Origin of the sequence: Belnapia rosea, assembly GCF_900101615.1 — a bacterium.
Taxonomy (GTDB): Bacteria; Pseudomonadota; Alphaproteobacteria; order Acetobacterales; family Acetobacteraceae; genus Belnapia; species Belnapia rosea.
In genome coordinates this window covers 507,763-520,205 of sequence record NZ_FMZX01000002.1, presented here as the reverse complement: position 1 = coordinate 520,205, position 12,443 = coordinate 507,763, and the positions used below count along the sequence as shown (strand labels likewise).

General features: G+C 70.5%; 11 protein-coding genes. 8 read left to right on the top strand and 3 right to left on the bottom strand.

The window, feature by feature from the left end; all coding sequences use genetic code 11:
* Positions 1-126 precede the first annotated feature (126 nt).
* From BLR02_RS08625 to BLR02_RS08600, 6 genes are all read left to right on the top strand, one after another.
* Entirely contained in the window at positions 127-765 is a 639-nt protein-coding gene (locus BLR02_RS08625) for a flavin reductase family protein (protein ID WP_090563522.1), read from the top strand.
* A 21-nt stretch (positions 766-786) separates the two neighbouring features.
* On the top strand, positions 787-2,424 hold the full coding sequence (locus BLR02_RS08620; RefSeq protein WP_090662360.1) for an ABC transporter permease: 1,638 nt from the start codon (positions 787-789) through the stop codon (positions 2,422-2,424).
* A 223-nt stretch (positions 2,425-2,647) separates the two neighbouring features.
* A complete protein-coding gene (locus BLR02_RS08615) occupies positions 2,648-4,186 on the top strand; it encodes a two-component system sensor histidine kinase NtrB (RefSeq protein ID WP_176849445.1) in 1,539 nt (512 codons plus the stop codon).
* Complete coding sequence (locus tag BLR02_RS08610; protein WP_090662356.1) at positions 4,183-4,566, top strand: response regulator; 384 nt, start codon at positions 4,183-4,185, stop codon at positions 4,564-4,566. Before BLR02_RS08615 ends, BLR02_RS08610 begins: the two co-directional genes overlap by 4 nt.
* A gap of 56 nt (positions 4,567-4,622) precedes the next feature.
* On the top strand, positions 4,623-6,905 hold the full coding sequence (locus BLR02_RS08605; protein WP_090662485.1) for a penicillin acylase family protein: 2,283 nt from the start codon (positions 4,623-4,625) through the stop codon (positions 6,903-6,905).
* Entirely contained in the window at positions 6,902-8,440 is a 1,539-nt protein-coding gene (locus BLR02_RS08600; RefSeq protein ID WP_218127893.1) for a GH3 family domain-containing protein, read from the top strand. Before BLR02_RS08605 ends, BLR02_RS08600 begins: the two co-directional genes overlap by 4 nt.
* A 19-nt stretch (positions 8,441-8,459) precedes the next feature.
* On the opposite strand, the gene BLR02_RS08595 is transcribed toward BLR02_RS08600, so the two are convergent.
* A complete protein-coding gene (locus tag BLR02_RS08595; protein WP_090662354.1) occupies positions 8,460-9,323 on the bottom strand; it encodes a universal stress protein in 864 nt (287 codons plus the stop codon).
* Between the two features lie 146 nt (positions 9,324-9,469).
* Between BLR02_RS08595 and BLR02_RS08590 the strand changes: the two genes are divergently transcribed.
* Together BLR02_RS08590 and BLR02_RS29365 are read left to right on the top strand one after the other, a co-directional pair.
* Complete coding sequence (locus BLR02_RS08590; RefSeq protein ID WP_090563512.1) at positions 9,470-10,495, top strand: zinc-dependent alcohol dehydrogenase; 1,026 nt, start codon at positions 9,470-9,472, stop codon at positions 10,493-10,495.
* 31 nt (positions 10,496-10,526) lie between these two features.
* On the top strand, positions 10,527-10,676 hold the full coding sequence (locus tag BLR02_RS29365; protein ID WP_176849444.1) for a hypothetical protein: 150 nt from the start codon (positions 10,527-10,529) through the stop codon (positions 10,674-10,676).
* Here the strand turns inward: BLR02_RS29365 and BLR02_RS08585 are convergent.
* Complete coding sequence (locus BLR02_RS08585) at positions 10,663-12,216, bottom strand: serine hydrolase domain-containing protein (protein ID WP_176849443.1); 1,554 nt, start codon at positions 12,214-12,216, stop codon at positions 10,663-10,665. The genes BLR02_RS29365 and BLR02_RS08585 overlap by 14 nt on opposite strands.
* The gene (locus BLR02_RS29360) at positions 12,209-12,427 is read right to left on the bottom strand and encodes a hypothetical protein (protein WP_176849442.1); all 219 of its coding nucleotides are present in this window, start codon (positions 12,425-12,427) and stop codon (positions 12,209-12,211) included. Before BLR02_RS29360 ends, BLR02_RS08585 begins: the two co-directional genes overlap by 8 nt.
* Between the last annotated feature and the right edge of the window lie 16 nt (positions 12,428-12,443).

The following is a 12,443-nucleotide window of genomic DNA, read 5'->3' as shown; positions in this document are numbered from 1 at the left end:
ATCGATCCTCCTGATCAGGGAAGACCTTGGCCGGACAAGCTTTAAGAACCCGCAAACGCCCCACTCGACAGTATCGCCGCCGCAGGTCACGTTCCGCCCGTCGCCGCGACAGAGGATGTGCCCCCGATGCTGTTCGATTTCGAGACGCTGGCTCCCCAGGACTGCTACAAGCTGATCGTGTCCTCCGTGGTGCCCCGGCCGATCGCCTGGGTCGTTACCCAGGACGCGGCGGGCGTTACGAATGCGGCGCCTTACTCGTTCTTCAACGCCTTCTCGTCCAACCCGGTCGTTGTCGGCATCGGCTGCGGCCCGAAGGCGCCGGACGCGCTGAAGGACACTTGCGCCAATATCAAGGCGACCGGCGAGTTCGTCGTCTGCCTGGTGCCCGAGGAAGCGGTCCACCAGATGAACGCGACGGCGGTCGATTTCCCCGCCGGGGTCGACGAGATCGCCGAGGCCGGGCTGACCCGCCTGGCCTCCTCCAAAGTGAAGCCGCCGCGCATTGCCGAGAGCCCGGTGGCGCTGGAATGCGTGACTTATCAGCTGGTCCCGGCGGGGGAGCACACCATCGTCCTCGGCCGCGTGGTCGCGGTGCATATCCAGGACGACTGCGTGCTGGATGCGGCCAAGTACTATGTTGACACGCCGAAGCTGAACCTCATCGGCCGCATGCATGGCCGTGGCTGGTACTCCCGCACGACCGACCGTATCGAGGTGCCGCGCATCACCGTCGCCGAGTGGGAGGCGAAGAAAGCCGCGGGGTAACCACCCAGGTCCCTTCCGATCATGGCCCGTCGCCCGGGCCCAGGCCGTGCGCCGGCCTGGGCCTTGCTCGCCCTGCCGCTCGCCGCGCTGGTCGCCGCCCCGCTGCTCGCCGTGCTGGCCGCAGCAGCGGTGCCTTCGGGCGCGGCCTGGCGCCACATCGCCGGCACCACCCTACCCGAGATGCTGGCCAATTCGGCCCTGCTCGCGCTTGGCGTCGGGGCGATCGCGGCCAGCATTGGCACGCTTGCGGCCTGGCTGGTGACGGCTTGCCGGTTTCCCGGACGGCGGGTGCTCGAGGTCGCCCTGCTGCTGCCGATGGCGATGCCGGCCTATGTCTGCGGTTATGCCTATACCTGGTTGCTCGACGTGGCGGGGCCTGTGCAGACCGCGCTGCGTGCCGCGACCGGTCTGCGTTGGGGCGGGTACTGGTTCCCGGAGATCCGCAGCCTGCCGGGGGCGGCGATGATGCTCGGCCTCGTGCTCTATCCCTATGTCTACCTGCTCTGCCGCAACGCCTTCCAGCAGCAGAGCCTTGGGCTGATCGAGGCGGCGCGGACGCTCGGCCAGTCCCTCACCGGCTGCTTCTTCCGGCTGGCTCTGCCGATGGCGCGGCCGGCCATCGCCGGCGGTGTCGCGCTGGCGCTGATGGAAACCCTGGCCGATTTCGGCACGGTGCAGCATTTCGGCGTCCGCACCTTCACCACCGGCCTCTACGAGGCCTGGTTCGGCCTCGGCGACCGCGGCGCCGCCAGCCAACTCGCCGCCTGCCTGATGGGGCTGGTGGCGCTGCTCCTCGCCTTCGAGCACCTGTCGCGCGGCGGCCGTCGTTTCCACCCGACCACGGCGCGGCAGCAGGGGTTACGGCCGGTGCCGCTGCGTGGCTGGTGGGCGGCGGCGGCCCTCATCGCCTGCGCCCTGCCGGTTGCGCTTGGTTTCCTGGTGCCGGCCGGCACGCTGCTGGTGCTGATGCTGCAGGTGGGCGATCCGCTGGCGCCCGACCGTTTCCTGCCATTTGCGCGCAACAGCCTCCTGCTCGCGGGGCTGGCGGCCCTGCTGGCGGTGGCGCTGGCGGCGTTCCTGGCCTGGGCGGCACGGCTGCATCCGGGTGGGCCGCAACGTGCCGCGCTGCGCGTTGCCGGGCTGGGCTATGCGATTCCGGGATCGGTCATCGCGGTCGGGACGCTGGTGCCGCTCGGCCTGTTCGACAATGCGCTGGATGGGTGGATGCGGGCCCGCTTCGGCCTGTCCACCGGACTGCTGCTCTCGGGCGGCATCGCGGCGCTGGTCTTCGCCTATCTGGTGCGCTTCCTGGCAGTGGCACTCTCCGCGGTGGAGGCGGGGCTGGCCCGGCTCCGGCCCAGTCTGCGCGAGGCGGCGCGCATCCTCGGCACCGGGCCAGCCGGCGCGGTGCTGCGGGTGGAGTTGCCGCTCGCCCGCGGCAGCCTCCTCACCGCCGGCCTGCTGGTCTTCGTCGATACGATGAAGGAGTTGCCGGCGACGCTCATCATCCGCCCCTTCGACTTCGATACCCTGGCGGTGCGGGTCCACAACCTCGCGGCCGATGAGCGGTTGGCGGAGGCGAGCACCGCGGCCCTGCTCATCGTCGCCGCGGGCCTTCTCCCGGTCCTGGCGCTGACCCGCGCGTTGAGGAAAGCCTGATTCACCCCGCCCTTCACAAGCGGTCCGCAGTTTTGTTGACGCGCGGGCCGATAGCATGGTTTCCAGCGCTCAACTCACGCGTTTCGCCAGCCTTCACGCGTCCATTATTCCATCTCTTTCTCTCTGTAGCGCACTTGTCTACACGCCAAAGTTGTACCCACTTGCCTATGTCGTGCAGTCCGCTGCACCTCACTGGCCCGTACCGATCGGTGGTCCGAATTCAATGCCCAACCTGGCCACACTCTTCGATTCCGATGCGCTGGCACCGCATGGCGTCTGCCTGTTGTGGCGGCCTGAACTGCTGTGGCTGCATGTCGTCTCGGATGCATTGATCGGTCTCGCCTACTGGTCCATCCCGATCGTGCTGATCGTCATCGCGCGGCGCCGGCGCGACCTGGCCTTCCCCTGGACCTTCGAGCTGTTCGCGCTGTTCATCCTGGCCTGCGGCGCGACGCATTTCCTCTCGATCTGGACGCTCTGGTACCCGGATTACGGGCTGGAAGGTGCGGTGAAGGCGGTAACGGCGGTGGTCTCGGTCGTTACCGCCATCGCCCTCTGGCCCCTGCTGCCGTGTGTCCTGGCCCTGCCCTCCTCCGCGGATCTCGCCCGCGCCAATACCGCGCTCTCGCGCGAGGTGGCGGAGCGGCGGGAAGCCGAGGCGCGCGCCCGCCAGAGCGAGGCACGCCTCGCCGGTTTCTTCGAGCATATGTCGGACGCGCTCTTCGTGGTCCGGGCGGAGCGCGGTGGCTTCGTTTTCGAGACAGTGAATCCGAGCTTCGTCCGGCTGTTCGGCCGGCCGCGCGAGGCGATCGAGGGCAGCGGCCCGGACGTCCTCCTCGACGCCGTCCCGGCGGCCGAGCTGACCAGCGCCTTCGCCACCTGCTTCGGCACCGGCGCGCCGCGGGATTGGGAGAGCACGATCACCGGGCCCGAGGGCATCCGCCACTGGCACACCGTCCTCGCCCCCCTGCCCGACATCCAGGGCGAGCCGCGCCGGCTGCTCGGCAGCCTGCGGGATGTGACGGAGCTGCGGCGACTGCAGACCGACCTGGTGGAGGCGGCCCGCCGCGCCACCATCGGCGCCATGTGCGCCGGTGTCGCGCATGAGATGAGCCAGCCGGTGAACATCATCAGCCTCTGGGCCGATCGCGCCCGGGCCACGCTCGAGGTCGGCACCGGCGCCCGCCGTGCCATCGAGGTCATCCTCGGCCAGACGCGCCGCCTCGGCGCGCTGCTCGAGCGCATGCGCGAGCTGGCACGCGACACTCCGGGCGAGGCCGAGACCTTCGATGCCGCCGAAGCCGCCGCCGCTGCGGTCGAGGTTGCCCGCCGGTCCTGGTCCCTCGACCGGATCGAGGTCACGCTCGACGCATCGGAGCCCGCGCCGGTGCTCGGTCGCCCGGCACAGTTCGAGCAGGCGCTGCTGCACCTGCTGGAAAATGCGCGGGATGCCGTGCTGCGCCGGCGCCGGCAGGAACCGGATGCGCTGGCGCAGATCCAGGTCACCCTCCGCGCCGGGCCGCAGCCGGGGCAGATGACGCTGGCCGTGCAGGACACCGGCGGCGGCGTCCCGGCCTCGCTCGGTGCGCGCATCCTGGAACCCTTCGTCACCAGCAAGGATCCCGGCGAGGGTACCGGCCTTGGCCTGCCCATCGCCGCAGGCATCCTGCGCGGCATGGGCGGACGGCTTGCCTGGCTCAACCGCGGCGCAGGCGCGGTGTTCCAGGTTGCGCTGCCCCTCGTCAGGGAGCACCCGGCATGAATGACACGCATCCGCTTCGTGTGTTGATGGCCGAGGATGAACTCCTGGCCGCCGAGGTGCTGGAGGAGGGCCTCCTCGATGCCGGGTTCGAGGTGCTGGCCGCACCGGATGGCGAGGCGGCTCTGGAAATCGCCAGCACCGGCGCTTGCTTCGACGTCTTGCTGACGGATCTCCGCATGCCTCGCCTGGATGGGCGGGAGTTGATTGCCCGATTACGGGCCGGGCGGCCCGACCTGCCGGTGGTGGTGATGACCGGCTACCCGCCCAACGGGGGAACGAGGGCGCTGCATGACGGCACCGCTCCCCTTGAATTGCTCACCAAGCCGGTCGAACTCAGCCGGTTGGTCAGCGCCATTCGCCAAGTGGCCGGCCAGGCCTGACGCAAGGCTTCGTTTCCGCGGCTTGTGTGCGGGACCGGGCGGCCAATCTGGCTGGCATGGCGAAGCAGCGGCACCGACTGAATTCGAAGCGCAGCCCAAGGGGGGTGTCGCTGGCACTCGCCATGCTGGCCTTGCTGCCGGGATGCGGGGCGCTGGCGCCACGCCCGACCAGCATCGACCAGCGCCTGGCCACCCTCCCGCAGGAGGGTCTCGGCCTTGCCGGCCCGGTCACCATCCGCTGGAACGAGCATCTGGTGCCCTGGATCGAGGCCGGGTCGGATACGGACCTCGCCTATGCTCTCGGCCTGGTACATGGCCATCTGCGGGGTGGCCAGATCGCTCTGTTGCGAATGGTTGCTCGTGGCCGCCTGTCCGAGATGGCCGGGCCGCTGGCACGGGATTACGACCATGCGCTCCGCATCCTCGACTTCGCCCATGCGGCGCCGGAGATCGAGCGCCGCTGGCCGCCCGAGACCCGCGCCTTCATGACGGCCTTCCTGGCCGGGCTGAACCGCGTGACGCTGGAAGGGCCGCGGCCGCCGGAATTCGGCCTGCTCGGCCTCCGCCCGGAGCCTTTCACCACCACCGACCTGCTGGCGATCGGCCGGCTCGCGGGGACGGATGTGAATTGGCTGTCTTATTTCTCGTTGCTGGCCGAGCGCGGGAAGCCGGGCTTCGCCGCCGCCTGGCGCCGGACGCTCGAGGCCGGGGCCAACATGACACCGCCCGCACCGCGCGAGGCGAACCTGCCTGGCCTGCTGGCCGGCCTCTCCCGCGCCGGCAGCAATGCCGTGGCGGTAGCGCCGACCCACAGCGCTTCAGGCGCGGCGATGCTCGCCTCCGACCCGCATCTCGGCCTGTCGCTGCCCAATCTCTGGCTGCTGGTCGGGATGCGCTCGCCCTCCTTCCACGCGGTCGGGATGATGGTGCCGGGCCTGCCGATCATCGGCCTCGGCCGCAACCCGGATGTAGCCTGGGGCGGCACCAATCTTCGCGCTGCCTCCTCGGATCTGTTCGATGTCTCCCGCCTGCCGCCCGGGGCCTTCACCGAGAGCGAGGCCACCATCCGCCAGCGCTTCTGGTTCCCCACCACGCGCCGGGTGCGGATGACGCCGCAAGGCCCGGTGCTGACCGATGCGAGCGTGGTGCCCGGCCGGCCGGGCGAGGCCCTCGCGCTCCGCTGGGCCGGCCAGGAGCCGGCAGACGAGATCACCAGCCTGCTGCACGCCGCCCGCGCCCGGAACGGCGCCGAATTCCGCGCGAGCTTCGCAAGTTTCGCCGTCTCGCCGCAGAATTTCCTCTATGCCGACCGCGGCGGCACGATCGGCCGGCTGACGGCGGCCATCCTCCCCTCCCGCACCGGCTTCCCCGCCGAAGGCCCCGTGCTCGATGCCACAAACCCGGCCGCCACGGCCCCCTGGGCGCGGTTGCTGCATGCCGGGGACCTGCCCGCGCTCGAGAATCCGCCGGACGGGGTGCTTGCCTCGGCCAATGAGAACCCGGACCTTTGGGCGCGGCAGCCGCCGCCCGTTGGCTATTTTTTCAGCGATGGCGACCGCGTCGCCCGGCTGCGGGCGCTGCTGCTCGCCCGGCCGAAGCTGACGCCGGAGGATCTGGCCATGCTGCAGCGGGACACACTGGCCCCCAAGGCGGCGGTGCTGGCCAAGGGTCTGCTGGCCCATCTCGACGCGCTGCCAGGTGGCCCGCCAGAGCCGGCGCTGCTCGCTGCGCTGCGCGGCTGGGATGGCGACTACGCGGCGGACAGCCGCGCCGCCCTGGTCTTCGAATTGATCCTTGCCCGCCTGCTGCCTACTCTCCTGCCGGAAGGCCGCAGCGGGCGCGGCCCGGAGACGGGGTGGAATTTCATTACGACCTTCCTGCTCCGCGACCTCGACGCGCTGCCCGAGGCACGCCGGACGGAGTTGCTGCGCCGGGCGCTGACCGAGGCCGCGCCGCTTGCGGGCCGCTACCGCAGCTGGGGCGATGTCCATCGCCTTCGCGCGGCCCATTGGCTGGTGAACCTGCCGGTGCTCGGCCGCGCCTTCGTGCTCGGGGACATGCCGGTCGGCGGCTCCCGCGAGACGCCGATGAAAACGGGCCATGGCCTCGTCGGCGGCCCGCACGAGGTGAGCTTCGGCTCCATGGCGCGCTATGTGTCCGACCTCGGCGATCCGGATTCCAACTGGTTCACTCTCTTCGGCGGCCAGGATGGCTGGCTCGGCAGCGCCGCCTTCGCCGACCAGATCCCGCTCTGGCGCGAGGGCCGCAGTATCCGCCTGCCGCTGCGGCCGGCGACGGTCGCCGCTGAATTCCCCCGCGTGACGGTGCTGCGGCCATGATGCCGCCCTTCGATGCGACGCCGCCCCTGCGTGCCACCACCGCGCTCCGCCTCAGGCAGCTGCAACGTCTCGATCCGGCCGCAACCCAGTCCCGGCTGCTGGCCCGGCTGCTGCGCCGCGCGGCCGGCACGCGCTTCGGCCGGGCGCATGGCTTCGCCGGGATCGGCGGCGTCGCCGACTACCAGGCCCGCGTGCCGATCCGGCGCTACGAGGACTTCTGGCGCGACTGGTGGCAGCCGGCCTATCCGGTCCTGGTGGATGTGAGCTGGCCCGGGCGGGTGCCCTATTTCGCGCTCTCCTCCGGTACGACCTCCGGCACCACGAAATACATCCCGGTCACCGCGCCCATGATGCGGGGCAACCGTCGGGCGGCGCTGGACGTGCTGGCCTGGCACCTGCACCACCATCCACAAAGCCGAATTTTCGGCGGGTCCTCCTTCATGCTCGGCGGCTCCACCGCGCTGGAGCGGGTTGCCTCCGGTGTTCGCCAGGGCGACCTGTCCGGCATCGCGGCGGTGGGGGTGCCGGCCCCGCTCCGCCCCTGGAGCTTCCCGCCGCCACGGCTGGCCCTGATCCCCGACTGGGACCGGAAGCTCGATGCCCTGGTCGAGGCGACGCCGGCCAGTGCGATCCGCATCCTCTCCGGCACGCCGAGCTGGCTGCTGGTGCTGCTGGAGCGTCTGGCCGCGCGGCATGGCATGCCGCCCCTGCCGGCGCTCGAATTGCTGGTGCATGGCGGCGTCCCCTGGGCGCCCTATCAGGACAGGCTTCGCCCCTTCCTGCCGCCCGGCTGCGCGACGCGCGAGGTCTATGCCGCCAGCGAGGGCTTCGGGGCGCTTGCCGATCGCGGCAATGGCGAGGGCATGCGCCTCACCCTCGATGCCGGCGTCTTCTGGGAATTCGTACCGGTGGAGGAACTCGGCCTCGCGGCACCGACCCGTCACTGGGTGGCGACGATCGAGACCGGCATCGACTATGCGGTCCTCGTCACCTCCTGCGCCGGGCTCTGGTCCTATGTGCTCGGAGATACCGTGCGCTTCGTCGACCGCTCTCCGCCACGGCTGCTGGTCACCGGGCGTACCTCCTACAGCCTCTCGGCCTTCGGCGAGCATCTGGACGGGGAGGAGATCGAGGCGGCACTGCTCGGCGTGGCCCGGGCCCGGGGCCTGACCATTGCAGATTACACGGTGGGGCCGGTCTTTCTCGGCGCGCTCGGCGCGCATCGCTGGCTGGTGGAGCCCGATGCACCGGCCGATCCGGCGCTGGCGGACCATCTCGCCCGCGCGGTGGATGCGGCCTTGATCGCGGCGAACGAGGATTACGCCGCGCATCGCCGTGGTGGCCAGATGGCGCCGCCCGAGATGGTACTGCTGCCGCCAGGCGCCTTCGCCGCCTGGATGCGAGCCCAGGGCAAGCTCGGGGGCCAGCACAAGGTGCCGCGTGTCCTGGCCGATCCCGAACGCTTCGCCGCCGCCGAGGCGGCGCTGCGTCGGACCAGTCAGGGCGATCTCAGTCGGGCAGAAAGCGCCCTCTGAACCCGGCACTCCGTTCGCTTCAGTGGCTCAGCAGGCAGCAGAGCGGGCTCTGCTGCAGCAAGGCCCGCGTGACGCCGCCGAAGACCCATTCGCGCAGCCGGGAATGGCCATAGCCACCAGCCACGATCAGGTCCGCCCGCAACGCCTCCGCCGCCTGCTGCAATTCCTCTGGCACTGTCGCGGCACGGAGGGCGATCGCCTTGCTGCGGATGGCAGCGACGCCATGGCGCCCGAGCCAGCGGGCGACACCTTCGAGCCGGATCTGCGCCGTGGCCAACTCCTCCGTGGTGGCGCCACGATCTGTGATCTCCAGGAGCAGGACCTGCTCGGCCTGGACGAGGAAGGGCAGCGCATCCGCCGCCGCGCGCCGGGCCTCCCGGGATTCCTTCCAGGCCAGCACGATGCGCCGCGCCGTAAGGGTCTCGACCTCCGGTGGAACCACCAGCACCGGCCGCCCCGCCTGCATGAGCACATCACCCGGATTGGGTGCGACGAGATCTGTTTGTTCACCATTTGCCTGGGCGCGGCCGATGATAACGAGATCGGCTGCTGCCGCCTCGTGCAGCAGGGCCGCAACCGGGGATGCGAGGAAACCGCCCCATTCGCATTGGGCCTCGGCCAGCGGAGCCGCGGCGGCGCGGAAGGACCGCTCGGCTTTGGCCAATTCGGCACGCACCCGTGCCTCGGCCTCGTCCAGCAACTGGGCGATGAGCCTGCCATCGGCTCCGGCCGCATCGGCCAGCATCGGGATCACCGGATCGCCCGCGGCAAACCCGGTCAGGGACGCATCGAAGCGCCGTGCGAGGCCCGTGGCCAGGCGAAGGCGACCGGAAGCAGCGGGATCGGACTCGGCATGGACGAGGATGGTTGCGATAGTCGACATCGTGGAGCCTCCACGGGTTCGGGCGGACCGGTCTGTCCCGGATGCCTGCCCATGGTCGTCCCGGATAGCCAGACGCGCCTTGCGCTGGATCAAGGTACCGGCCGGTATTATGCTGGAATATGCCACGGCATTCGCTGGAGTTATCCATGGCAGGCATGATGCGTGCGGCGGTCGTCCGTGAATTCGGCCAACCGCTCCTGATCGAGGAGCGGCCCATCCCGCAGCCCGGACCGGGCCAGATCCTGGTGCGGCTGCAGGCGACGGGCGTCTGCCATACCGATCTCCATGCCGCCCGCGGCGACTGGCCGGTGAAGCCGAAGCTGCCCTTCATCCCTGGCCATGAGGGCGTCGGCTATGTCGCCGCCTGCGGCCCTGGCGTGGCTCGGCTGCGCGAAGGCGACCGGGTCGGCATCCCCTGGCTGCACAGCGCCTGCGGCTACTGCCCGCATTGCCGTACGGGGTGGGAGACGCTGTGCGGGACGCAGACGAATACCGGGTATTCGGTCGATGGCAGCTTCGCCGAATACGCGCTGGCTGACCCGAACTATGTCGGCCTGCTGCCGGAGGGCCTCGAGATGGGCCCGGCCGCGCCGGTGCTCTGCGCCGGGGTGACCGTCTACAAGGGATTGAAGGAGACGGAGGCGCGGCCCGGCGAATGGGTGGCGATCTCCGGCATCGGCGGGCTCGGCCATATGGCAGTGCAATACGCCAAGGCCATGGGGATGCATGTCGTCGCGGTGGATGTGCTGCCGGACAAGCTCGCCACCGCCCGCGCCCTCGGTGCCGATGTCGCGCTCGATGCGCGGGATCCGGACGCCGCGGCGGGTTTCCTGCGCGAGACGGGCGGCGCGCATGGCGCGCTGGTGACGGCCGTCTCTCCCGGCGCCATCGAATTCGCCTATGGGCTGCTGCGCTCGCACGGGACCATGGCGCTGGTCGGGCTGCCGCCGGGCCGTTTCAGCCTGCCGATCTTCGATACCGTTCTCAAGCGGATCACGGTCCGCGGCTCGATCGTCGGGACGCGGCAGGATCTCGAGGAATCCCTCGCTTTCGCCGCCGAAGGCAAGGTGGCCGCACGCTTCTCCTGGGGGAAGCTCGAGGATATCAACGCGGTCTTCCACACCATGGAGGCCGGCGGCATCGATGGCCGCGTGGTGCTCAGCCTCGGTTGATCCACCGACGGGGACCTGAACGATGGGTGTGGTGATCCGACTTCTGCTGGCAGTGTCCGGCGTCCTCGCCGGGGCGCTGGTCGCCCGGGACGCGCCGATCTTCGGCGTCGTCCAGGCGATGCTCGCCATCTGGGTCGTAGTGGTCGTGCTGCTGACAGGTGCCTGGCTCAGCCGACGCTGACGGGGCGGCGGAATTCCAGCACGCGGCAGCGGTTCGTCACCATCCGCGCCATGCCGTCGCGGAACATGAGGCAGGGTTGCTGCGTCCAGGGGCCGTCGGCCCGGCGGAACAGCGCCCGGCCGGAGCCGAGCGGGGTGAGCGGCAGCGTGGACCGCAGCGGCCCCGCCCCCACTGCGATCGAACGGCCATCATCGCCGATGGTGAAGCCGCTGCCGACAAGAGCGTCACGCCACTCGCCAGCCCAGGCGGGGTCGCAGGCCGCATCTTCCACGGGCAGGAAGCGATAGGCGGCATGGTTCACCTCGCCGATGATCTCCGCACCGTCCTGACGAAGCTTGATCCACATATAGGGGCTGCGGGAGACGGCCCAGCCATCTTCGCCCTGGTACAACCGCTCCCGCGTGCCGAGAAAGGTCACGGAACCCTCCGCCACCTCGATCCAGAACGGCCTCCCATCCGCCGAGGCGTAAAGGCCGGGCGGCAGCGCATCGGGGGCGACCGGCGGCGGCTGCGACGCCCCGAGGCCCGCCGCCATGACCGAGAGCGCAAGGCCGAGGCTGTCGATCTCCTCCCGGTTCGACAGCAGCACGACGCCCGTCCCGGCTTCCCGGCTGAGCAGGACGTGGTTCTTGTAGCCCGGCAACGATCCGCCATGACCCAGCAGTTGGTGCCCGCCGAGCGGCGTCAGGCCGAGGCCAAGGCCATAGGCGGTTTCGCGCCCATCGGTGAGCCGACGTGGCGCACCCAGCAGATCGAGCAGGCCCGCCAGCGGGCCGCTGCCGGCGAGCAGCCCCGCGAGCCACCCGGCAAGGTCGCGCGCTGAGCCGGCGAGGCCGCCCGAGGCGGAGAGATGCGGACCATACCATCCCTCATGCCACCCCCCTCGCCCATCGGCCCAGTAGCCGCGGGCGAGGCCGGGCACCGGATCCGTCCAATTCTCCGGAAAGCGGAGGGAGGCGAGACCGAGCGGCTGGAAGAAGGCATCCCGCCAAACTTCACCAAGGGCGCCCAGGCGAGCCTCCAGCAGGTGCTGCACCAGGCGGTAGCCGGTGTTGGTGTAGCTGATCTCGGTTCCCTGCGGATAATTCAGCCCCGGCAGCCGCGCCACGAAATCGAACAGCATGATGCGGGACATGGCCGTCGAGGGCGGCACCTGGGTCTGCCAGGCCGCCTCCATCGCATCGGGCAGACCGGAGGTCATGCCCAGTGCATGATCGAGGGTCACCGCGCCGAGTTCAGGCTGAAGCTCCGGGATATGCCGCCCAAGCGTCTCCTGAAGGTCCAGGCCGGCCCGCAGCACCAGGGCGGCCAGCACCTGCTTGGTGATGGAGGCCCAGCGGAAGGTGGTGTCCGGCGTGACCGGCAGGCCCTGCGCCAGATCGGCGAGGCCGCCGCAGGCGGCATGGATGGGGCCATCCCGGTCGAGCAGGAGGACGGCGCCGCCAGGACCGCCTGCGGCCTCCCATCCGGCGCAGATCAGGTCAGCCTGGGCCGCGGCGGCCCGGCGGTCGAAGCGCAGCGTGCCGCCCGCCTCAGCCACGCCGGACGCCCCAGGCCAGTAGCGCCGGAGCGCGGATGAAGCCCTGCAGCTCGCGGCAGATGCGCTGCTGCGGTGCGAGATCCGACGCATCGAACCTGGTGGCGCGAAGCGCCTCCCGCAGCTCGCTTTTTTCCCCGCTCCCCCGCCGCTGCACCACGGTGCCACAATCGGCGGCGACCTGGCTGGGATTGTCGGTGGTCATCATCTGCACGACCCGTTCGTCCTTG

What these genes read in the sequence shown, in the direction of transcription:
- BLR02_RS08625 (WP_090563522.1), top strand. Translation starts at nt 127, where the DNA reads ATGCTGTTCGATTTCGAGACGCTGGCTCCCCAGGACTGCTACAAGCTG.
- BLR02_RS08620 (WP_090662360.1), top strand. Translation starts at nt 787, where the DNA reads ATGGCCCGTCGCCCGGGCCCAGGCCGTGCGCCGGCCTGGGCCTTGCTC.
- BLR02_RS08615 (WP_176849445.1), top strand. Translation starts at nt 2,648, where the DNA reads ATGCCCAACCTGGCCACACTCTTCGATTCCGATGCGCTGGCACCGCAT.
- BLR02_RS08610 (WP_090662356.1), top strand. Translation starts at nt 4,183, where the DNA reads ATGAATGACACGCATCCGCTTCGTGTGTTGATGGCCGAGGATGAACTC.
- BLR02_RS08605 (WP_090662485.1), top strand. Translation starts at nt 4,623, where the DNA reads ATGGCGAAGCAGCGGCACCGACTGAATTCGAAGCGCAGCCCAAGGGGG.
- BLR02_RS08600 (WP_218127893.1), top strand. Translation starts at nt 6,902, where the DNA reads ATGATGCCGCCCTTCGATGCGACGCCGCCCCTGCGTGCCACCACCGCG.
- BLR02_RS08595 (WP_090662354.1), bottom strand. Translation starts at nt 9,323, where the DNA reads ATGTCGACTATCGCAACCATCCTCGTCCATGCCGAGTCCGATCCCGCT.
- BLR02_RS08590 (WP_090563512.1), top strand. Translation starts at nt 9,470, where the DNA reads ATGGCAGGCATGATGCGTGCGGCGGTCGTCCGTGAATTCGGCCAACCG.